15 protein-coding genes are annotated in these 21,303 nt (G+C 72.7%); 14 read left to right on the top strand and 1 reads right to left on the bottom strand.

Going from position 1 to position 21,303, the window contains the following annotated elements; translation table 11 throughout:
- Positions 1-141: 141 nt before the first annotated feature.
- The 10 genes from DQ392_RS13690 (at position 142) to DQ392_RS13650 (ending at position 14,090) form a co-directional block, all read left to right on the top strand.
- A complete protein-coding gene (locus DQ392_RS13690) occupies positions 142-2,277 on the top strand; it encodes a PucR family transcriptional regulator (RefSeq protein WP_114015867.1) in 2,136 nt (711 codons plus the stop codon).
- 280 nt (positions 2,278-2,557) lie between these two features.
- Positions 2,558-4,012, top strand: coding sequence for an aldehyde dehydrogenase family protein (locus tag DQ392_RS13685; RefSeq protein WP_114015866.1), 1,455 nt, complete (start codon positions 2,558-2,560; stop codon positions 4,010-4,012).
- Positions 4,013-4,213: 201 nt separating this feature from the next.
- Entirely contained in the window at positions 4,214-4,816 is a 603-nt protein-coding gene (locus DQ392_RS13680) for a TetR/AcrR family transcriptional regulator (RefSeq protein ID WP_114015865.1), read from the top strand.
- 221 nt (positions 4,817-5,037) lie between these two features.
- Positions 5,038-5,946, top strand: coding sequence for a phosphotriesterase family protein (locus DQ392_RS13675; protein ID WP_114015864.1), 909 nt, complete (start codon positions 5,038-5,040; stop codon positions 5,944-5,946).
- A gap of 218 nt (positions 5,947-6,164) precedes the next feature.
- On the top strand, positions 6,165-6,932 hold the full coding sequence (locus DQ392_RS13670) for a metallophosphoesterase (protein ID WP_114015863.1): 768 nt from the start codon (positions 6,165-6,167) through the stop codon (positions 6,930-6,932).
- 144 nt (positions 6,933-7,076) lie between these two features.
- Positions 7,077-7,223, top strand: coding sequence for a hypothetical protein (locus tag DQ392_RS34455; RefSeq protein ID WP_181856411.1), 147 nt, complete (start codon positions 7,077-7,079; stop codon positions 7,221-7,223).
- A gap of 387 nt (positions 7,224-7,610) precedes the next feature.
- Positions 7,611-8,843, top strand: a complete 1,233-nt coding sequence (locus DQ392_RS13665) for a sensor histidine kinase (RefSeq protein WP_114016014.1) — start codon at positions 7,611-7,613, stop codon at positions 8,841-8,843.
- Positions 8,844-8,877: 34 nt separating this feature from the next.
- Entirely contained in the window at positions 8,878-9,555 is a 678-nt protein-coding gene (locus DQ392_RS13660; RefSeq protein WP_114015862.1) for a response regulator, read from the top strand.
- A 306-nt stretch (positions 9,556-9,861) separates the two neighbouring features.
- Positions 9,862-11,832 (top strand): acyl-CoA dehydrogenase family protein, encoded by a 1,971-nt coding sequence (locus DQ392_RS13655; protein ID WP_114015861.1) that lies wholly within the window; start codon positions 9,862-9,864, stop codon positions 11,830-11,832.
- A 44-nt stretch (positions 11,833-11,876) separates the two neighbouring features.
- On the top strand, positions 11,877-14,090 hold the full coding sequence (locus tag DQ392_RS13650; protein ID WP_114015860.1) for an ATP-binding protein: 2,214 nt from the start codon (positions 11,877-11,879) through the stop codon (positions 14,088-14,090).
- Positions 14,091-14,163: 73 nt separating this feature from the next.
- Here DQ392_RS13650 and DQ392_RS13645 read toward each other — a convergent pair whose 3' ends face one another.
- Positions 14,164-15,915 (bottom strand): UDP-N-acetyl glucosamine 2-epimerase, encoded by a 1,752-nt coding sequence (locus tag DQ392_RS13645; RefSeq protein WP_147266527.1) that lies wholly within the window; start codon positions 15,913-15,915, stop codon positions 14,164-14,166.
- Between the two features lie 378 nt (positions 15,916-16,293).
- On the opposite strand from DQ392_RS13645, the gene dxr reads away from it, so the two are divergent.
- From dxr to DQ392_RS13625, 4 genes are all read left to right on the top strand, one after another.
- The gene (gene dxr, locus DQ392_RS13640; protein ID WP_114015858.1) at positions 16,294-17,559 is read left to right on the top strand and encodes a 1-deoxy-D-xylulose-5-phosphate reductoisomerase; all 1,266 of its coding nucleotides are present in this window, start codon (positions 16,294-16,296) and stop codon (positions 17,557-17,559) included.
- Positions 17,556-18,860, top strand: a complete 1,305-nt coding sequence (locus DQ392_RS13635; protein WP_114015857.1) for a M50 family metallopeptidase — start codon at positions 17,556-17,558, stop codon at positions 18,858-18,860. The genes dxr and DQ392_RS13635 overlap by 4 nt, the downstream gene beginning before the upstream one ends.
- Before the next feature lie 170 nt (positions 18,861-19,030).
- A complete protein-coding gene (gene ispG / locus DQ392_RS13630; RefSeq protein WP_114015856.1) occupies positions 19,031-20,188 on the top strand; it encodes a flavodoxin-dependent (E)-4-hydroxy-3-methylbut-2-enyl-diphosphate synthase in 1,158 nt (385 codons plus the stop codon).
- A gap of 162 nt (positions 20,189-20,350) precedes the next feature.
- A complete protein-coding gene (locus DQ392_RS13625; RefSeq protein ID WP_114016013.1) occupies positions 20,351-21,193 on the top strand; it encodes a GNAT family N-acetyltransferase in 843 nt (280 codons plus the stop codon).
- Positions 21,194-21,303 lie beyond the last annotated feature (110 nt).

Raw genomic sequence — 21,303 nt, 5'->3', positions numbered from 1 at the left:
GCCGAATGTGAGTCCGGGAAGGAACCGGGGACTGATCGGGGAGCCGCGAGGAATCCGAGAAAACCCGGACTGGCACCCGGACCCCCGCCCGATCGAGTGAATGACCGAACGGGGACGGACGCCTGTACGGTGAAATGCGTTATGCCACCGACTCTTGCCACGCTCGTCCAGAACTCCGCGCTCCGCCTCTCCGTGCTCGCGGGGCACGACCGGCTGGACGCGTCCGTGCGGTGGGCGCACGCCAGTGAGCTCGCGGATCCGACGCCGTACATGGACGGCGGCGAACTCATACTCTTCACGGGCCTCAAGCTGGACGCGGACGACCCCGAGGTGATGGGCGCCTACGTGCGCAAGCTCGTCGGCAAGGGGGTGGTCGGTCTCGGCTTCGCCGCCGGGGTCAACTACGACGGGGTGCCCGGGCCGCTCGTCGAGGCGTGCCGGCGCGCGGATCTCCCGCTGCTCGAGGTGCCGCGGCGCACTCCGTTCATCGCGATCAGCAAGGCCGTCTCGGCGGACATCGCGGCGGAGCAGTACCGGGCCGTGACGGCCGGGTTCGACGCGCAGCGCGAGATGACCCGGGCCGCGCTCTCGCGCGAGGGGCCTTCCGCGCTGCTCGCCCGGCTGGCTTCGCAGGTCGACGGGTGGGCGGCGCTCTACGACGCGTCCGGCACCGTCGTCGCGACGGCCCCCGCCTGGGCGGTGCGGCGTGCGGCGCGTTTCGTGGGCGACGCCGAACGGCTGCGGGACCGGCCGACGCCGGCCAGCGCGGTCGTCAGCGAGGCGGACAGCGGTGACGACCGCGTCGAACTCCAGTCGGTCGGCGGCGGCAGACGCGCGAAGGCCGTGCTGGCGGTGGGGACAGCGGCTCCGTTGGGGACGGCGGAGCGCTACGCCGTGAACTCGGCGATCGCCTTGCTGACTCTCACCATGGAGCGTTCCCGCGCCTTGCAGGAGGCGGAGCAGCGGCTGGGGGCCGCGGTGATGAAGATGCTGCTCGTCGGCGAGGGCGATCACGCCCGTGCGGTGGCAGGACAGCTCTACGGGGGATTGCTGGACGCGCCGATGCGGGTGATCGTCGCGGAGCCCGCCTCCGCTGCCGCTGCGCGGTACGCGCAGGAGAGCATCGCGGCGGCCCATTCCGGCACCTCCGGCACTTCGGATGTCTCGGGTGTTTCCGGGTACCGGGCGCGTCCGGGCGGGGCGTCCCCGCCCGGGGCCGGGGCTCCGGTCGTCGGCTCGCGCACCTCTGCGGCGACGGCCGCGGTGCACTCCTCCACCACCCTTCCCACCGGTTACCTCGCCCGCGCGGGCGAGCCCTGCGGCCTGACCGACCTGGCAGGCTTCTCCGGCGGCGCGCCTGCCGTCTTTGGGCCGAGGGAGGCGAAGGCGTCGGCCGCGAAGAGGGTTCCCGCCCCGAAGGCGGCCCCTTCCGCCACCTCCGCGTCCCGGGGGAGGTCCACGTCCCCGTCGGCGGCCCCGTCCGCCAAGGAGCCCGTCGGCAGGAAGTCCGCCACCCACGAGACCGCCGCTGACGTGCCCTCCGGCCTCAACCCCGCGCACACACACGGCCCTGCCACGTCAACGACGCCGGCCGTGGTGGTCGCACCGGGTGGCGCCCCGCAGGCCGACGGCTCCGACGCGGGGCGGCTGGGACAGATCGTCTGGCCGCTGGAAGAGCTCGCCGACACGATCGAGACGGCGGCCGCACGCAACGGGGAAGCCGTGCTCGTGGTGCCCGACGGGGCGCGATTGGTGGTGCTGGCGGCGGACGGAGGGGCCGCGGTGGCCGCGTGCGCCGAGTTCGCCGCGACGGCCGATGCCGCTCAGCCGGGGCGGCGGCCCGAGGGGGGCGCCGAGGAGGGGCTGTCGATCGGCGTGTCCGCGCCGGCGGGGCTGCCGGCCGCCGCCGTCGCGTTCAAACAGGCCGACCAGGCACTGTCCGTCGCCAGGCGGCGCGGGGTGCCGCTCGTCGAGCACGAGGACGTGGCCGCGGGCTCCGTGCTGCCCCTGCTCGCCGACGATGCCGTGCGGGCCTTCGCGGACGGGTTGCTGCGGGCGCTGCGGGAGCACGACGCGAACGGCAGGGGCGACCTGGTCGCCTCGCTGCGGGCCTGGCTCTCGCGGCACGGCCAGTGGGACGCGGCCGCGGCGGAGCTGGGCGTGCACCGGCACACCTTGCGGTATCGGATGCGCCGGGTGGAGGAGATCCTGGGGCGTTCACTGGACGATCCGGATGTCCGCATGGAGCTGTGGCTGGCTCTCAAAGCCACCAGCTGACAGTCTCCGGGCCATGCCCACGTAACGGACGCCCGTGCGGGCGAGAGGCTTCGCGCAGGCGGCACTTCGTGCGGGGCGAAGGGTTTCCTCGGGAGGCGGTGCCCGCGCGAGGTGAGGGGTTCCACGTAAGGAACGCCCGTGCGGGGCGACCGGCACAGGGACAATGCGTAGCAAGCCGCCGCCCGAGTGCTACGTTCCGGACAAGAAGCGGTCGGGCTCGCACGGCCTACGGTGGACGCGGAAACCGAGCCACTCATCCGCATCCGGAAGGCGATCCGCAGTGACGACAGCGAATTCTCCTCACGCATTCTGGCTCGCCGGCCGCAAGGCCACCGGCGACAGCACGCTCGATGTCACCTCGCCGTGGGACGGCAGGCACGTCGGCGCCGTCAGCATTCCCACCGCGGAGCAGGTGGAGGAGGCCGTGGCCGCCGCTGTCGCGGTCGCCGACGAGTTCTCCGCGACGCCCGCCCACGTCAGGGCCGCCGCGCTCGACCACGTCACGCGCCGCCTGGAGGAGCGTGCGGGCGAGATCGCCGAGTTGATCTCCGCCGAGAACGGCAAGCCCATGAAGTGGGCGCGCGGTGAGGTCGGCCGCTGTGTGTCCGTCTTCCGCTGGGCCGCCGAGGAGGCGCGCCGTTTCAACGGCGGCGAGGCCCAGCGCCTCGACTCGGACGCGGGCGGTACGGGCCGGCTCGCCTTCACCCGCCGCTTCCCCTACGGCCCCGTCCTGGGGATCGCGCCGTTCAACTTCCCCCTGAACCTGTGCGCCCACAAGGTGGCCCCGGCGCTCGCGGTCGGCACCCCGATCCTTCTCAAGCCGGCGCCCGCCACGCCGCTGTCGGGTCTGCTGCTGGGTGAGCTGCTGGCCGAGACGGACCTGCCCGCCGGGTCGTGGTCGGTGCTGCCGGTGCCGAACGACCAGATGCCGGGTCTGGTGCAGGACGAGCGGCTGCCGATCATCTCCTTCACGGGTTCCGCGCCGGTCGGCTGGTCCATCCTCGACTCGGCGCCGCGCAAGCGGGTCACGTTGGAGCTGGGCGGCAACGGCGCCGCTGTCGTCCTCGCCGACTACTCCTCCGAGGCGGATCTCGACTGGGCGGCGCAGCGCATCGCCACCTTCTCCAACTACCAGGCGGGACAGTCCTGCATCTCGGTGCAGCGGGTGGTCGCCGACGCGTCCGTGTACGACCGCCTGGTGCCCAAGGTCGTGGCCGCGGTCGAGGCGCTCAACACCGGCGACCCCTCCGACGAGTCGACGGATGTCGGCCCGCTGGTGAGCGAGGAGGCGGCGCGCCGTGTCGAGTCGTGGGTGGGCGAGGCCGTCTCCCGGGGCGCGAAGGTGCTCACGGGCGGCAAGCGGGACGGCGCCAGCGTCGAGCCGACCGTCTTGGAGAACGTCCCCGCGGACACCCAGATCGGCTGTGAGGAGGTCTTCGGGCCCGTCATGTCGTTCGTGAAGGTGAACGGCGAGAAGGAGGCCTTCGCGGCGGTCAACGACTCCAGGTACGGCCTGCAGGCCGGCCTGTTCACGCACGATGTGCAGGCCGCCTTCCGTGCGCACCGGGGTCTGGAGGTCGGCGGTGTCGTCGTGGGTGACGTGCCGTCCTACCGCGCCGATCAGATGCCGTACGGAGGAGTCAAGGACTCCGGTGTGGGCCGTGAGGGTGTGCGCTTCGCGATGGAGGACTACACCTACGAGCGCGTCATGGTGCTCACGGGCCTCGAGCTCTGAGTACGGGTCAGTACCGGTCCACTCTTCCGCGCCGCTGCCGGGCGCCCGTTCGAGGGCGCCCGGCAGCGGCGTACCGGCTTCCGGCCCGCCCGGCCCCCTCCCGGCGCCTGTTCCCTTCCGCTCCCTCTCCGGCGGGCGGCCTGTACGCAGATACGTCTCTTATGTACCTACTAGTACGTATGGTGACCTAGAGTGTCCCCCATGAGCGGTACGGACACGGCCAGGAAGCTGATCGAGGCCACCCAGGAACTCCTGTGGGAGCGCGGTTACGTGGGCACCAGCCCCCGCGCCATCCAACAGCGGGCCGGGGTGGGCCAGGGCAGTATGTACCACCACTTCGGCGGCAAGCCCGACCTGGCACGGGCGGCGGTGCGCAAGAGCGCGGAGGAGCTGCGGACGCTCGCGGACGCGGAACTGGCGCGCGAGGGGAGCGCACGCGAGCGCGTGGCGGGGTATCTGCGGCGGGAACGCGAGGTGCTGCGCGGCTGCCGGCTCGGCGGGCTGGCCCAGGACCCGGACGTGGTCGCCGCCCCGGAGCTGCGCGCGCCGCTCAGCCAGACCTTCGCCTGGCTGCGGACGCGGCTGGCCGGAGTCCTCGAAGAGGGCCGCGCGAACGGGGAGTTCGGCCCTGCCCTGGACGCCGTCGGGGTGGCCGCCGCGATCGTCGCCGTCGTCCAGGGCGGTTACGTGCTCGCGCGATCGGCCGGTGCGCCCGAGCCGTTCCACGAGGCGGCGGACGGCCTGCTGGCGCTCCTGGACGCGCAGGCGGCCGGAACAGGCGCCGCCACGGGCGCCGCGTCGTGACGCCCGACTGCGGGAGGCCGCGGGGCGGAAGGCGCGGGGACGCGAGCCCGGAGCGCGGGATACAGGACGTCCCCGGGGCCGCCCCGTCACCCGGCGACGCGGATCCCTCCGCCCCCGCGTTCGACAAGGCGGAGGGCACGGCCCCGTCGCCCGGCGGCGCGGGGGCTGCCGCCCCGTTGCCCGGCGGCCCAGAGGACACCGCATCCTCGTCCCCCGGCAGGGTGGGCGCTCCCGCCGTCCGGACCGTCCTCGGGGATCTGCTCGGGGCCGAATTGGGTGTCTGTGACAGCCACGACCATCTCTTCCTGCGCAGTCCGCGGCTGCCCGGCCAGGAGTTGGCCGACGCCGAAGCCGCGGAGCGGCAACTGCGCGAGCTCGCCGCGCACGGTGGGCGAAGCCTCGTGCAGTGGACGCCTTACGGAATGGGCCGCCATGCCGGTGCTCTGGCGGAACTGGCCCGGCGCACAGGTGTCCGTCTGGTCGCGGCGACGGGGCTGCACCAGGCCGTCCACTACGCCGAGGAGCCCCCCTCCGACCTTGCTGCGCTCTTCGTGGAGGAGCTGACCCTCAGGGTGCGCGGGGGCATCTGCGGCGCGGCTCCGAGGGCGGGGCTGATCAAGGTCGCGGGGGACTTCCACGGGCTCGGCCCGCACGCGCGGCGGACGTTGACGGCCGCAGCCGAGGCCCACCACGCGACGGGCGCCCCGATCGCCGTCCATCTGGAGCTGGGCACGGGCGCGGCTGAGGTTCTCGGCCTCCTGTGCGAGCGGCTGGGTGTGCCGCCGTCCCGTGTGCTGCTGGGGCATCTGGGCCGGTGTCCGGACCTCCAAACGCAGCGGGAGGCGGCGCGGTCCGGTGCCTGGCTGGTGTTCGACGGCCCCTCGCGTGCGCATCACGCAACGGACTGGCGGCTGTTCGACAGCCTCGCGGACCTCGCGGAGCGCGGGTACGGCGACCGCCTGCTGCTGGGAGGCGACACGGTCACCGCGCAGGCGCGGGCCGAGATCGGGGTGGCGCAGGTGAGTCGCGTGCTGCGGCCGCGTGTGGCACGCGAGTTGGGCGAAGCCCTCGCCCGGCGCATCTTCGTCGACAACCCCGCGCAGGCTTTCGCCGTCCACTGGAAGAGCTGAGCTCCACCCGCCGGCCGACACCGGAGACCGACAGCCGACGACACCCCGTCAGTCGTCAGCCGAGGGACGCCAGGCCGGTGGGATGCCGCTGGAACGCCGCCGGTGGAAGCCGGACGGCCTCCGGCGGCTCACCCGGCCGCCGCACGGCCCGTCAGACCTCAGGCAGGCATACGGACCCGCACCGAACAGACACGATCCGACCAGCGAGGAGACCCCTCATGTTCGTCTTTGCGCAGATCAGTGACGTCCATCTCGGCCAGGACCGGGGGGACGGGGGAGCGCGGGCGCGGGCTCGTGCGGAACGGGTGCTGGCATGTCTCGCGGGTCTCCCTGGCGAGTTGGACGCCGTGCTGCTCACCGGGGACATCGCCGACCACGGGACGGAGGGCGAGTACCGGCTGGCGGCCGAACTGTTCGCCGCGCACGGGGTCCTGCCGCTCACCTGTCCCGGCAACCACGACGTACGCGGCCCGTACCGCTCCGTGCTGCTGGGCGGGGACGCGGTCGACGCCTCGCCCGTCAACCAGGCACACCACCTGCCTGGTGCGACGCTCCTGATGTGCGACTCCAGCGTGCCCGGCAAGGGGCACGGCTACCTCGACGACACGACGCTCACCTGGCTCGACGCGGAGCTGGACGCGGCGCCGGACGGCAGGCCGGCCTTCGTCTGCTTCCACCACCCGCCCGTCCCGCTGCACGGCCAGTACGTCGATGCCATCCGGCAGTTCGGCCAGGAGCGTCTTGCCGAAGTCGTCGGCAGGCATGGCAACGTCGCCGGTCTGCTGTGCGGGCACAGCCACACTCCCGCGGTCACCACTTTCGCCGGGCTGCCGCTGGTGGCGGCGCCGGGGGTGGTCTCGACGCTCAGGATGCCCTGGGAGGGCGAGGACGACGGTCCCCTCGACTACGAACTGCCGCCGCTGATCGCCTTCCACGTGCACGACGACGAGGGAAGGCTCACCACCCACTTCCGGGCCGTCCCCTGACCTGCCCCTGTCGCGTCCCGTAAGGGCCCAGAACCGGCCTTCCCTCCCCGCCGCCCGGTTACAGTGCTCGACAGTGCACGGGGAACGCAGTTCCGCAGCACTCGCGTGCGAGGGTGGCCGCATCCACAGGGGAGGTGGGGATCGATGTCCTTGCGTGAACAGTGGCAGCGACGGCGCGTCGGCCGCACCCTGACGACCGCCGTGGCGGGCATCGCCCTGCTGCTGTTGCTCGTGATCCTCGTCCTGATGATGACCGGTCACTACGCGCCGCCGGACGACGCGACACCGTGAAGCGGCACGTTCCCGCAGGCGCGGCGAGGAGCGACACGTCCGCAGGGCGAACAGTGCCACGTCCGCACGGCGAGGGGCGCCACGTCCGTGTGGCGAGGAGCGGCACATCCGCACACCGAACAGCGCCACGTCCTGAGCCTCTCAGCCGGCGCGGCCTCCCCCTGACCGCGGCCTGTCTCCCCCCGGGTCCCGGGACGTGGCGCTCTTCCTGGGACCAGAAGGTACGCGGGTGGTGCCCGTCCGGGCGTCACCGTACGGCGGTAAGTGGAACCTGTCCTTCTGCGGTAGCCGGCGCTCAGACGTCGTACCAGCGCTGTAGGGAGCAACGCGCCCACACAGCGCGCCCGGTGGATGTCGACCGTCCGCATGGGTGGCTACGCTGCGACGATGCTGAGCACGACGGCCTGGACCCAGCTGCGCCGCGCGGCCGAGCGCGTACCGGCGTGGGCCTACGACGGTGCCATCGCGCTCGCCATCACGGCCGTCAGCCTTCTGCTGGGCCACGACCGCACCCCCGTGGGCTGGTCAGGTCTGGATACGCCAGGCACCCTGCTGACCTGTGCGGTGAACCTGCCGCTCGCCTTCCGGCGGCGGAAACCGGTCATTCTGTGTCTCGGCGTCCTCGCGGTGTGGACCGTGTACGTCGCCCTCGACTACTGGCCCGTCGTCAACACCCTGGGACCGCTCCTCGCGCTGTACACCGTCGCCTCGTCCCGGCCGCTGCGCTCTGCGCTCCCCTGCGCACTGCTGCTGGCCGGGGTGTGGAACTTCGCGGGGACGACGGGCCACGAGAGTGCGTGGGCCACCGTGTTCGGACAGAGCGTGCTGTACACCAGCGTCCTGTGTGGGTTCGGGCACCTGGCGCGCAAGTCGGCACAGCGCAACGTCGAACTGGCGGATCTCACCGGACAGCTGCGCCGTGAGCGGGCCGGGGCCGAGCGCCGCGCCGTGGCGGAGGAGCGGGTCCGCATCGCCCGGGAGCTGCACGACGTGGTGGCGCACCACATGTCGGTGATCTCCGTCCAGGCGGGCCTGGCCGGATACGTCTTCGACTCCGATCCGCAGACCGCGCGAGGCGCCCTCGGCACCATCTCCGGCACCTCGGGGGAGGCCCTGGCCGAACTGCGGCGGCTCCTGGCGGTGTTGCGCATCGAGGAGGGCGACCGTCTCGACGGCGGTGACGCGCGGCTCGTCGACCGTGGTGACACGGGCACGGCGTTCGGCCCCGCGCCCGGGCTCGACCAGCTGCCCGAGCTGGCGGAGCGCGTCCGGGCAGCGGGCATAGCCGTGGCGGTCACGGTCACCGGGGAGCCCCGCGACCTGGCGCCCGGTCTCGGCCAGTGCGCCTACCGCGTCGTCCAGGAAGCGCTCACCAACGTCCTCAAACACGCCTACCCCGCCCAGGCGTACGTCGCCGTCGGCTACGAGCCCCGCCGGCTGGCCGTGACCGTCACGAACGACGGCCGCCGGACGCCCGTGCCGCCCGGCCTGGGTTCGCCCCCTCCCAGCGGGCACGGCTTGATGGGGATGCGGGAGCGCGCAAGGATCTACGGGGGCCGGTTGGAGGCCGGGCCCCGGGCGAGCGGCGGTTTCGAGGTGCGACTGCTCCTCCCCGCCTGAGAGCCCTGAGCGCGCAGGGGGGGGGACGAATACGGTGACGATCAGGGTTCTCGTCGTCGACGACCAGGTGCTCATCCGGGCGGGTGTCGCCGCTCTGCTGCGGGCGGCGCCCGGCATGGAGGTGGTCGGTGAGGCGTCCGACGGTGACGAGGCGGTCGTGCTGGCCGCCGAACACCGTCCGGACGTCATCCTCATGGACATCCGGATGCCGGGCACCAGCGGCATCACAGCCACCGAACGCATCCTGGAGGCGAGCGGCGAGCCCCGCCCCCGCATCCTGGTGCTGACCACCTTCGATCTGGACGAGTACGTCTACGCGGCGCTGCGCGCAGGGGCGTGCGGTTTCCTGCTGAAGGACACGGGGCCGCAGCGACTGCTGGCCGCCGTCGCCGCGGTCGCGGAGGGGGACACCCTCTTCTCCCCGAGTGTCACGCGCCGGCTGATCGAGGCGTACGCGCCGGCCCCGGGCCAGGCCGCGCCGCCTCCCGAGACCCTCGAGGTGCTCACCGGCAGGGAGGTGGACGTGCTCCGTCTGGTCGCGGGCGGTCTCTCCAACCCCGAGATCGCCGAAACCCTGGTCATCAGCGAGTCCACGGTCAAGACGCACCTCAACCGCACCATGGCCAAGCTCGGCCTGGGCAGCCGCGCCCAGGCCGTCGTCCTGGCGTACGAGTCCGGTCTGGTCACCCCTGGCGGCGGCCACGCGGGGTGAACCATCCGGCCGGAGCGGGGCTGAAAGCGGCTCACGGCGAGGTGTGCGCGGCGCGACCCGAGAGCGAGGGCGGCACCAGATGACCCGCATGCCGAGAGCGTGGCGAGCCGACAGGACGGTGGGCCCGTTCTGCCGGCATCGTGCGCGCGGTGACCGGCCTCTGCGCGCGCGGTGAATGGTAGGGGCGGAGGGAATGGGGTACACACGACCGAGCAGGACCCGACAGCGCCCCCAGGGGGCGCCTGCCGGACACCACCACCGTCACGTACCGCGAACCGCCTCCCACACCCCTCCGAGGTGAGCGAGATGACCGTCTCCGAACGCGAAGCCCGCGAAGTCGCCGAGGCGGCCCGGGAGAAGGACTGGCGCAAGCCCAGCTTCGCCAAGGAACTGTTCCTCGGCCGCTTCCGCCTCGATCTCCTCCACCCGCACCCGGAACCGGCGGCCGAGGACATCGCGCGGGGCGAGGAGTTCCTGGCCAGGCTGCGCGACTTCGTCGAGACCACGGTCGACGGACCACTGATCGAACGTGAGTCCAGGATCCCGGACGAGGTGATCACCGGCCTGAAGGAGCTGGGGGCGCTCGGCATGAAGGCCGGCACCGAGTACGGCGGGCTCGGGCTGACCCAGGTGTACTACAACAAGGCACTCGCCCTGGTCAGCTCCGCCAGCCCGGCTGTGGGCGCGCTGCTGTCCGCGCACCAGTCCATCGGTGTACCGCAGCCCGTGAAGATGTTCGGCAGCCAGGAGCAGAAGGACGCCTTCCTGCCGCGCTGCGCCCGCAGCGACATCTCCGCGTTCCTGCTGACCGAACCCGACGTGGGCTCCGACCCCGCACGGCTGGCGACCACCGCCGTGCCCGACAGCGCTGGCGCCTCCGGTCCGCACGAGGCAGGGGGCGAGGGAGACTACCTGCTCGACGGGGTGAAGCTGTGGACCACCAACGGGGTGATCGCCGACCTCCTCGTCGTCATGGCACGCGTGCCCGAGCCCGCCGCCGACGACCCGCGCCGCGCCGCAGGGCACAAGGGCGGCATCACCGCGTTCGTCGTCGAGGCCGGCTCCGAGGGCATCACCGTGGAGAACCGGAACGCCTTCATGGGGCTGCGCGGCATCGAGAACGGTGTCACGCGCTTCCACCGGGTGCGCGTCCCCGCGGCCAACCGCATCGGCCCCGAGGGCGCGGGGCTCAAGATCGCGCTCACCACGCTCAACACCGGCCGCCTCTCCCTGCCCGCCACCTGCGTCGGCGCGGGCAAATGGTGCCTGCGCATCGCCCGCCAGTGGTCCCGCGAACGGGTCCAGTGGGGCAGGCCGGTCGCCGAGCACGAGGCCGTCGGCGGCAAGATCTCCTTCATCGCCGCGACGACGTTCGCGCTGGAGGCCGTGCTCGACCTGTCCTCGCAGATGGCCGACGAGGAGCGCAACGACATCCGCATCGAGGCGGCGCTCGCCAAGCTCTACGGCAGTGAGATGGCCTGGAAGATGGCCGACGAACTGGTCCAGATCCGCGGCGGACGCGGGTTCGAGACCGCCGCGTCCCTCGCCGCCCGCGGCGAACGCGGTGTCCCCGCCGAACAGCTCCTGCGCGACCTGCGTATCAACCGCATCTTCGAGGGCTCGACGGAGATCATGCACCTGCTGATCGCCCGCGAGGCCGTGGACGCGCACCTGTCGGTCGCCGGCGACCTCATCGACCCGGACAAGACCCTGGCCGACAAGCGCAAGGCAGCCGTCACGGCGGGTACCTTCTACGCCAAGTGGCTGCCCCGGCTCGTCGCGGGCTCGGGCCAGTTGCCCGGCGCCTACGCCGAGTTCGGCACACTCGCCCCCCACCTGCGCCACGTCGAGCGCACCGCACGCAAGCTCGCCCGCTCCACCTTCTACGCCATGTCGCGCTGGCAGGGCCGGATGGAGACCAAACAGGGCTTCCTCGGGCGCATCGTGGACATCGGTGCCGAACTGTTCGCGATGAGCGCCGCCTGCGTCCGCGCGGAGAAGCTGCGGCGCGACGGCACCGACGGTGCCGAAGGGCGGGCCGCGTACCAGCTCGCGGACGCGTTCTGCCGCCAGTCCCGCCTCCGCGTCGACGAACTGTTCGACCGTCTGTGGAGCAACACCGACGACCTCGACCGCAAGGTCGTCCGCGAAGTCCTCGACGGCTCCTACACCTGGCTTGAGGAAGGCGTCATCGACCCCTCGACCGACGGGCCGTGGATCGCGGAGGTGGCCCCCGGTCCGTCTACGAAGGAGAACGTCCACCGACGTATCCGTTGATGCGCACGCTGCCCAGCACGCCCCGGGCGCCCTAGAGTCGGGGTGTGAGCGAGCAGACGCACAACACCGTGGACGGGCAGGTCAGTGCCGGTGCGGTGGTGCAGGCCGCCAGTATCGGCGCGGTGCACCACCACACCTATGCCGCACCGGAGGAGCCCGCGGCCCCACCGGTGCAGCTCCCCGTCGAGTCCGCGCACTTCGCGGACCGGGATGACGAGCGGGCCGGTGTGGCGCGGGCACTCGGACGGCGGCGGGCAGCCGCCGCGGCGGAGGGCGCGACGTCCGAGGTGGTGCGCCCGCTGGTCGTCGCCGTCAGCGGCATCGGCGGGGCCGGCAAGACCGCGCTGGGGCTGCGGCTGGCACACGAGGCCCACCGCGAACGCGGCTGCGGCGCCCTCTACGTCGACCTGGACGACTACCGTCGGGAGGGCGGGGTGTCCCCGTCGGACGTGCTGGCCGTCCTGCTGCGCGGCCTGGGCGTCCACGAGCCCTGGCTGGCCAAGGACCTCGCAGGGCGGCACCGCCAGTACGCGCAGCGCACCTGGGGACGCGAACTCGTCGTCGTCCTGGACAACGTGGCCTACGCCAGCGAGGCCGAACCGCTGCTGCCCGTCTCCGCGTCCGCGGTCGCCGTCGTCATCAGCCGCAAGCGGCTGGAAGGACTGACGGGCGCCTTGGAGGTCCCGCTGGGGCCGCTGCCGGGCTCGGCGGCCGAGGGGCTGCTGCACACCCTCGTCGACGGCGCGGGTCCCGCGGGAGGCCGCCCCGAGGTGGTCGCCGAGATCGCCCGCATGTGCGGTGGGCTGCCCGCCGCACTGCACGTCGCGGGGCGCTACCTGCGCACGCACCGGCGCAGGCCCCCCGAGCGGCTCGTCGCCGCGCTGCGCACCGAACTCGACGAGGAGGGCCTGCCCGTGGTCGAAGCAGTCTGGGACGCCGCCTACCGCGAACTGACCGCACCGGCGGCCCGCCTCTACCGGCTCCTGGCCGCCCACCCGGGGCCGTCCTTCACGGCCGCCTCCGCCGTCGCCCTCCTCGGCGCCGAGGACATCGACACCGGCTACGACGCACTGGGGGAGCTGGAGGACGCCCGGCTCGTCGCACTCTGGGAGGGCGGCGACGAGCGGGACGGCGCGGTCCCGCATGCGGCCGAACGCCTCCGCATGCACGACCTGCTGCGGGCCCACGCGCAGCGCTGTGCCCGGCGCGACGGCCGACCGGGAGAGGTGGCGGCGGCGCACCGGCGGGTGGTGCGCTGGTACCGCAGGCAGGCCGAACGCGCCGACGCGCTGGTCGCGGGGGGCCGGATGCGCTTCGCCGACCCGGTTCCGCCCCTGCCGTACGCCCCCGACGTGCCCCTCGGGGACAAGGCGGAGGCTGCCCGCTGGATGGCCGCCGAACACCCCGCGCTGCACGCCTGCGTCCACCTGGCACACGAGGTGGGCGACCCGGAAGCCGACGCCGACGCCTGGGGCCTGTGCGAGCCTCTGTGGACCCACTACATGGACCACCGTCACCACGCCGAGGCCATCGACGCCTTCGGCGCCGGACTCGCCTCGGCGCAGCGCACGGAGAACCTGGCGGCACAGGCGCGGATGCGCTGCCAACTGGCCCGCGCCCTGTGGGAGTCCGGGCAGCTCGCACAGGCACGCGTCGAGATCGACCACGCCGTCAGGGCCGCCGCCGGACTGCGAGCAGAACCGAAACTGCGCGCCTCCACGCTCGAGTTCCGCGGACTGCTGCACCGCGAGGAGGGCGACACGGCTGCCGCCGTTGAAGAGTTCACCGCCTCCCGCCGCATCCACGAACAGATCGGCAACGCCTACGGCGTGCTCCTGCTCGGCTACCTTCTCGGGAAGACCCTCACCGACCACGGCGCACCGCAGCGCGCCGCGGAACTCCTCGAAACCGCCCACCGAGAGGCGCTCGCGCAAGACCGCGAGCGCATGACGGGGCTGACCGCCTACGAGCTCGCCCGCGCCCTGCAACAGGCCGCCGGAGCGAGCGGAGGGGACCTCACGGATCCGACGGACCTCACGGACCTCGCAGGAGGGAGTGGCGGGGACAGCATCAGGTCGCTCTACGAGCGTGCACTCGCGAGCGCCCGCACCCGTGGCGCCGACCACGACGAAGCCAAGGCGCTGCACGCGCTGGCCGATCTCGCCGAGGAGACGCATCAGCCGGAGACGGCCGCGGACCGCCGCGCCGCGGCCCGTGCCATAGAGACCCGCGCGGGAGCTCGGGTGCTGCGGAGCTGACCCGTACGGGACAGCGCCCGAAGCCCGTCCGTGCCACCGAGGACCACTGTGAGGGCGTCTGTGAGGACCACCGCTACGACCACTGTGAGGACACGTCCACCGCGTCCCCCGCGGGGGTGAGGTTCTCCACGGGGGAGAGCACCGCGACGGCCCGCTGCCCGCCCACCCCGCACAAGACCCGCTGTCCGGACCGGACGGGACCGCGCCACTTGGCCAGCCAGGCGTGCACTCCGCACACCACGGCCACCGGATCGGGCGGCGCTCCCTCCGGCTCGATCCGGACGTGCAACAGGCCGCAGCCGCGTACCCGCACCACACAGCGGTACCGACCGAGGAGCGCCGCGGCCGTACGGCAGCCCGGATACCGCGCGAGTACGTCGGCGCTCCACTCCGCCGCCGAAGCCTCTTCCGCCGAAGCCCGTCCTGTCGGTGCCCCTCCTGCCGCGGTCTCGCCCGCCGGTGACTCTTGCCGCATGTGCCGGTAGAGCAGCCCGGCGCTCTGCACGTGGCGCAGGCCCGCCCAGTCGGCCTCGGCCGCCAGGTGGTCCCCTGGCCGGCCGGAGACGGGGCGGCGCACCACCCGAACGGTGGGAAGGGCCCCGGCCCGCTCCTGGGGAACCGTGTGAGCCGGGGCGTCGGCGAGGGCCACGTCCACGGCGAAGGCCCAGGGGGCGGGCGAACGCCGGGCCACGTCGTGGGGGAGCGGCAGGGGTTCCGGCTCGGCCGGCACCCGCGGCGGCGCCAGCCCCAGCAGGCCGTACAGATGTTCCCGTAGTCGGGGCAGGGCGTCCCCTGGCCGGGCGAAGGCACCCGCCGCCGCCTGCCGTACGGTCGCCGTCCGGTGCCCGGCCAGCACCCGCTCCATCTGCTCCTCGTAGGGCGTCCGTTCGTCCAGCCTGGGCGCGCCCTCCATCAGCTCCGCCATGGGGGTGCCACCGAGCAGTTCACTCCCGCCCTCGCAGGCACTCACCACCGGCAGACCGAGCGCCGCCGCGTACAGCGCTGTCGACCCGTGGTCGGAGATCACACAGTCCGCCGCGACCAGCAGCGCGGCCCACTCCTCGTACGGGCGGGGCAGCAGCATGCCCGCCCTCCGTTCCGGGGTGAAGTCCTGGCGGATGCCGAACCGCTCCTTGCGCGCGTGCTCGTTCGGATGGAGGACCAGAGCCGTCTGGTACGCGTCGTGGGGCAGCTCCGTGGCAAGCCGCAGCGGCAGCTGCGGGCGCTGCTCGAGCAACGACTCCTCGCCCCAGGTGGAGACGGCCACCACCAGCCGCCGGCGCCCCGTACCCAGCGTCTGTCGGTACCGCTCCCGGCGCGGCAGGGACTCCAGCATCCTGTCGAGCGTCGGATCGCCCACGACGGCGGCGGGGGCGGCGGCGCGCGGCGAATGCGCGGCGAGCCGGTCGAGCTGGCTGGGGTGGGCGAGCGCGTGCAGGGCCGCGAGGGCCCGTCCGTCAGGGCGCAGCAGCTGCTCGGGGTGCAGGCCGTTCGCCGGGTCCCTCCCGTCCTCCCGGGGCGGGCCGCCGCCGGATCGGGCAGGCATCCGTTTGCCGAAACCCGCCCCGTGCGGCAGCAGGGCCAGCGGCCCGCGCAACAGGTGCAGGGCGCCCCGCGCCGAAGCCGCCAGTACGAGTGCGAAGGGCCGTCGGCGCGCCTCGTCCCACGGCAGTTGCAGCGCCCGCAGCCCCTCCAGTGCGGCCAGTGCGTCCGCGTCGAACTCCGACCCGGGGACGAGCGTCACGTACGGGCGTATGCGGCGGTCGCCCGCCAGCGCCGGAGCGGCGTCCAGCAACCGGTGCAGTGTCGTGGCTGTCCGCACCACGAAGAGCACATCCGCGCCACGCCCCGGCTTCCCGGCTTCCCGGCTTCCCGGCTTCCCGGCTTCCCGGCTTCCCGGCTTCCCGGCTTCCCGGCTTCCCGGCTTCCCGGCTTCCCGGCTTCCCGGCTTCCCGGCAAACTGTCCATTCTAGCTTTCCCCAGCGCTCATGTACGCCGTTTTCCCGGTCGGACGGCGTGCCCGGGTGTTCGCTCGACGGCATGGCCGTGATCGTACTGGGGCGTGCGGCGTCCTCAGGGCGGGCCCCGGAGGGGGCGGGCGGCACGTCGCGCGCCCCCGGGTGCGCCTGTCGTCGGGTACGCCGGGGACGGCGTACCCCGGTGCGCTGTCCTGGCCGGCTCACGGAGCGGACACAATAGGGGCATGACCGACTCCCTCGCTGACCCGCATCTGCGTTATCCCGGCGCCGCGCCGGGAGCGGGCACCGCACCGCGCGACATCGTGATCCTCGGCTCGACGGGTTCGATCGGCACCCAGGCGGTCGACGTGGTGCTGAAGAATCCCGGCCGGTTCCGGGTCACCGCGCTGGCCGCGTCAGGCGGCCGGGCGGAGTTGCTGGCCCGGCAGGCGCGCCAACTCGGCGTCCGTACCGTCGCGGTGGCCCGTGAGGAGGCGCTGCCCGTGCTGCGGGAGGCGCTCCGTGCGGCCTACGGGGCGGGGGAGCCGTTGCCTGAGGTGCTGGCGGGCCCGGACGCCGCGACCGAGTTGGCCGCTTCGGACTGTCACACGGTGCTCAACGGCATCACAGGCTCCATCGGTCTGGCGCCGACGCTGGCGGCGCTGGAGGCCGGGCGGGTGCTGGCCCTGGCCAACAAGGAGTCCCTCATCGTCGGGGGCCCACTGGTGCGGGCGGTCGCCAGGCCGGGACAGATCGTGCCGGTCGACTCGGAGCACTCGGCGCTGTTCCAGGCGCTGCTGGGCGGCACCCGTGCGGAGGTGCGCAAGCTGCTGGTCACCGCGTCGGGCGGGCCGTTCAGGGGGCGGAGCAGAGCGCAGCTGGCGGACGTGACGCCCGAGGAGGCGATGGCCCATCCCACGTGGGACATGGGCCCGGTCATCACCGTCAACTCGGCCACCCTGGTCAACAAGGGTCTCGAGGTCATCGAGGCGCACCTGCTCTACGACATTCCGTTCGAACGTATCCAGGTGGTGGTGCACCCCCAGTCGGCCGTCCACTCGATGGTGGAGTTCACCGACGGTTCGACCCTCGCGCAGTGCGGCCCGCCGGACATGCGGCTGCCGATCGCGCTGGGCCTGGGCTGGCCGGAGAGGGTTCCCGAGGCGGGACCTGTCTTCTCCTGGACCGAGGCGGTGTCCTGGGACTTCTACCCGCTGGACACGCAGGCGTTCCCCGCTGTCCCGCTGGCGTGCCACGTGGGCGCGACGGGCGGCACGGCCCCGGCCGTCTTCAACGCGGCGAACGAGGAGTGCGTCGAGGCGTTTCTTGCGGGAAGGCTGCCGTTCACAGGCATCGTGGATACGGTTGCGGCTGTGGTGGAGGAGCACGGCACCCCGGACGGAACCGGTCTGACCCTTCCCGATGTCCTCGCCGCAGAGACCTGGGCGCGCGCCCGCGCCCGTGAACTGGCGGCACGGCCCGCCACAGCACCAGCGGAGGCTCGCGCATGACGGCGTTCATGACCATCCTCGGCATAGTCGTCTTCGTCGTCGGCCTGCTCTTCTCCATTGCCTGGCACGAGCTGGGGCACTTCTCGACGGCCAAGATGTTCGGCGTCCGGGTTCCGCAGTTCATGGTGGGCTTCGGGCCCACGATCTGGTCCAAGCGCAAGGGCGAGACGGAGTACGGCGTCAAGGCGGTGCCCCTCGGCGGCTACATCCGCATGATCGGCATGTTCCCGCCGGGTGACGACGGGGCGGTGCGCCAGCGCTCCACCTCGCCGTTCCGCGGGATGATCGAGGACGCGCGCGCGGCGGCGTACGAGGAGCTCCAGCCCGGCGACGAGCACCGGATGCTCTACACGCGCAAGCCGTGGAAGCGCGTCGTGGTGATGTTCGCCGGCCCGTTCCAGAACCTCGTCCTGGCCGTGGTGATCTTCCTTACGGTGCTGATGACCTTCGGGATCAACACCCAGACGACCACCGTCTCCACGGTGTCCGACTGTGTGATCCCCGCCTCGGCGCAGACCGACAAGTGCACCGGTTCGGCGAAGGACTCCCCGGCCAAGGCGGCCGGGCTGCGGCCGGGCGACACGATCGTCTCCTTCGACGGCAGGCCCGTGGAGGACTGGGACGCTCTCCAGCAGCGGATCCGGGACACCACGGGGCCCGCCACGCTCACCGTCGAACGGGACGGCGACCGGCGTACGCTGCACGCCGACCTGATCGAGAACAAGGTCGCCAAGACCGACGGCAACGGCGGCTATGTGCCCGACGAGTACGTCACGGCGGGCTTCCTCGGCTTCACCCCGGCCAGCGGCGTGGTGCAGCAGTCGTTCCCGCAGGCCGTGGACCGGATGGGCGACATGATGGTCAACGGCGTCCACGCGCTGGTCGACCTGCCGGGCAAGGTGCCTGACCTGTGGAACGCCGCGTTCGACGGCGGTGAGCGCAAGCAGGACTCGCCGATGGGCGTGGTCGGTGCCGCGCGGGTGGGCGGTGAGGTCTTCTCGCTCGACATCCCGTCGAGCCAGCGGGTGGCGACGATGTTGCTGCTGGTGGCCGGGTTCAACCTGAGCCTGTTCCTGTTCAACATGCTGCCGCTGCTGCCGTTGGACGGCGGGCACATCGCGGGGGCGCTGTGGGAGTCGCTGCGCAGGAATGTCGCCAAGGTCTTCCGGCGCCCCGACCCGGGGCCTTTCGACGTCGCCAAGCTGATGCCGATCGCGTACGTGGTGGCCGGGGTCTTCCTCTGCTTCACTCTTCTGGTGCTGGTGGCCGACGTGGTGAATCCGGTCAGACTCACCGGGTAGCAGGACGTGCGTTCGCTCACCGTGGCGCCCGTGCGATTCCTGCGCGGGCGTCATCTTATGCGGCTTTTTCCGGGGAGTGATGTGCCCGGCGGGTGGCCGGTGCCGTAATCTCGGGGGCCTGGAGCCCGCCGAACCCGGGACTTGAACGACACCGTTGGGGTTGCACGCTGATGACAGCGATTTCGCTCGGAATGCCGGACGTTCCGGCCAAGCTCGCCGACCGCAGGGCCAGCCGGAAGATCCAGGTAGGGACGGTCGCCGTCGGTGGAGACGCGCCCGTGTCCGTGCAGTCCATGACCACGACCCGCACTTCGGACATCGGTTCGACGTTGCAGCAGATCGCTGAGCTGACCGCCTCCGGCTGCCAGATCGTCCGGGTGGCGTGTCCCACTCAGGACGACGCCGACGCGCTCGCCACGATCGCCCGCAAGTCGCAGATCCCCGTGATCGCCGACATCCACTTCCAGCCCAAGTACGTCTTCCAGGCGATCGACGCCGGCTGCGCCGCCGTCCGCGTCAACCCCGGCAACATCAAGCAGTTCGACGACAAGGTCAAGGAGATCGCCCACGCCGCGTCCGCGTCCTCCACGCCCATCAGGATCGGCGTCAACGCGGGTTCCCTGGACAAGCGGCTCCTCGAGAGGTATGGCAAGGCCACCCCGGAGGCGCTGGTCGAGTCCGCGCTGTGGGAGTGCTCGCTGTTCGAGGAGCACGGCTTCCGGGACATCAAGATCTCGGTCAAGCACAACGACCCCGTCGTCATGGTCAACGCTTACCGGCTGCTCGCCCAGCGCTGCGACTACCCGCTGCACCTGGGCGTCACCGAAGCGGGCCCGGCCTTCCAGGGCACCATCAAGTCGGCCGTCGCCTTCGGCGCGCTGCTGTCCGAGGGGATCGGCGACACGATCCGTGTCTCCCTCTCGGCACCGCCGGCCGAGGAGGTCAAGGTCGGCATCCAGATCCTGGAGTCCCTGGGGCTGCGCCAGCGCGGTCTGGAGATCGTCTCCTGCCCCTCCTGCGGGCGCGCCCAGGTGGACGTCTACAAGCTCGCCGACGAGGTCACCGCCGGGCTGGAGGGCATGGACGTCCCGCTGCGGGTCGCCGTCATGGGCTGTGTCGTCAACGGTCCCGGCGAGGCCCGCGAGGCCGACCTCGGCGTGGCCTCCGGCAACGGCAAGGGGCAGATCTTCGTCAAGGGCGAGGTCATCAAGACCGTCCCCGAGGCGAAGATCGTCGAGACGCTCATCGACGAGGCCATGAAGATCGCCGAGCAGATGGAGAAGGACGGCGTCGCCTCCGGCGAGCCCGTGGTGACGACAGCGGGCTGACGCGCCCGCCCGCTGCTTCCCGTACGGCCCGCCGTGCGGCCGACCAGGGCCGTACGGCGGTGCCGTCTCCGGCCGCGGCGGCGTGATGCTCTGGCCCCGGGTACAGTGCGAGCAGATCGTTCCCCACGCCCACGGGCCGTACGGTGAGGCGCCGAGACGTTGCTGACCACCACCTCCCTCAGGGTCGTCGGACCCGCCGAGCTGCCGGAGGCGCTCCGCGTGCTCCGCCGGGAGCCGGTGAACAACGCCTTCGTCACCGCCCGCGTCCTGGCCTCAGGGCTGGACCCGTGGCGCCTCGGTGGCGAGATGTGGGGCTGGTACCGGGACGGCCGCCTGGAGGCCCTCTGCTACAACGGCGCCAACCTCGTTCCGCTGTGCGCGGGCCCCGAGGCGGTCCGCGCGTTCGCCGAGCGGGCGCGCCGCCAGGGCCGCCGCTGCTCGTCCCTCGTCGGCCCTGCGGGCCCGACGAGGGCGCTGTGGGCCGCACTGGAGCCGTACTGGGGCCCGGCCCGCGAGGTGCGGGCCATCCAGCCGCTGATGGTCGCCGACCGGACGCCGGACCGGGTGGCGCCCGACCCGCTGGTGCGCCGCGTCGACAAGACCGAGATGGACCTGGTGCTGCCGGCCTGTGTGGCCATGTTCACCGAGGAGGTCGGCGTCTCCCCGCTGGCCGGGGACGGCGGGCTCGTCTACCAGGCGAGGGTCGCCGAACTCGTCGGTACCGGACGTTCGTTCGCCCGCATCGAGGACGGCCGCGTGGTCTTCAAGGCCGAGATCGGCGCCGCCACCCCCGAGGCCTGCCAGATCCAGGGCGTGTGGGTGGCACCCGACCGGCGCGGCGAGGGGCTGTCCGAGACGGGGATGGCCGCCGTCCTCGCCTACGCGCTGCGCGACGTCTCGCCGCTGGTGAGCCTGTACGTCAACGACTACAACGCCCCGGCGCGCGCCACCTACCGCCGCGTCGGCTTCCGCGAGGTCGGCACCTTCACGAGCGTCCTGTTCTGACCGCTCTGACACGCGTCCGCTGCGCCGAGCGCGGCCCGTCGCCCGGCCCCGGCGCGCGTTCGCGCTCCGCCTCGCGGTCCCGCCCCGGCTGCCGTTGTGCGGCCTCTTCG

This window comes from Streptomyces reniochalinae (assembly GCF_003323735.1).
In the GTDB taxonomy this organism is placed as follows: Bacteria; Actinomycetota; Actinomycetes; order Streptomycetales; family Streptomycetaceae; genus Streptomyces; species Streptomyces reniochalinae.
This window is presented reverse-complemented; position numbering and strand designations above follow the sequence as displayed.

Coding starts and splice junctions, on each gene's coding strand:
- dxr (WP_114015858.1), top strand. CDS start 16,294: ATGACCGACTCCCTCGCTGACCCGCATCTGCGTTATCCCGGCGCCGCG.
- DQ392_RS13655 (WP_114015861.1), top strand. CDS start 9,862: ATGACCGTCTCCGAACGCGAAGCCCGCGAAGTCGCCGAGGCGGCCCGG.
- DQ392_RS34455 (WP_181856411.1), top strand. CDS start 7,077: ATGTCCTTGCGTGAACAGTGGCAGCGACGGCGCGTCGGCCGCACCCTG.
- DQ392_RS13635 (WP_114015857.1), top strand. CDS start 17,556: ATGACGGCGTTCATGACCATCCTCGGCATAGTCGTCTTCGTCGTCGGC.
- DQ392_RS13665 (WP_114016014.1), top strand. CDS start 7,611: ATGCTGAGCACGACGGCCTGGACCCAGCTGCGCCGCGCGGCCGAGCGC.
- DQ392_RS13690 (WP_114015867.1), top strand. CDS start 142: ATGCCACCGACTCTTGCCACGCTCGTCCAGAACTCCGCGCTCCGCCTC.
- ispG (WP_114015856.1), top strand. CDS start 19,031: ATGACAGCGATTTCGCTCGGAATGCCGGACGTTCCGGCCAAGCTCGCC.
- DQ392_RS13670 (WP_114015863.1), top strand. CDS start 6,165: ATGTTCGTCTTTGCGCAGATCAGTGACGTCCATCTCGGCCAGGACCGG.
- DQ392_RS13680 (WP_114015865.1), top strand. CDS start 4,214: ATGAGCGGTACGGACACGGCCAGGAAGCTGATCGAGGCCACCCAGGAA.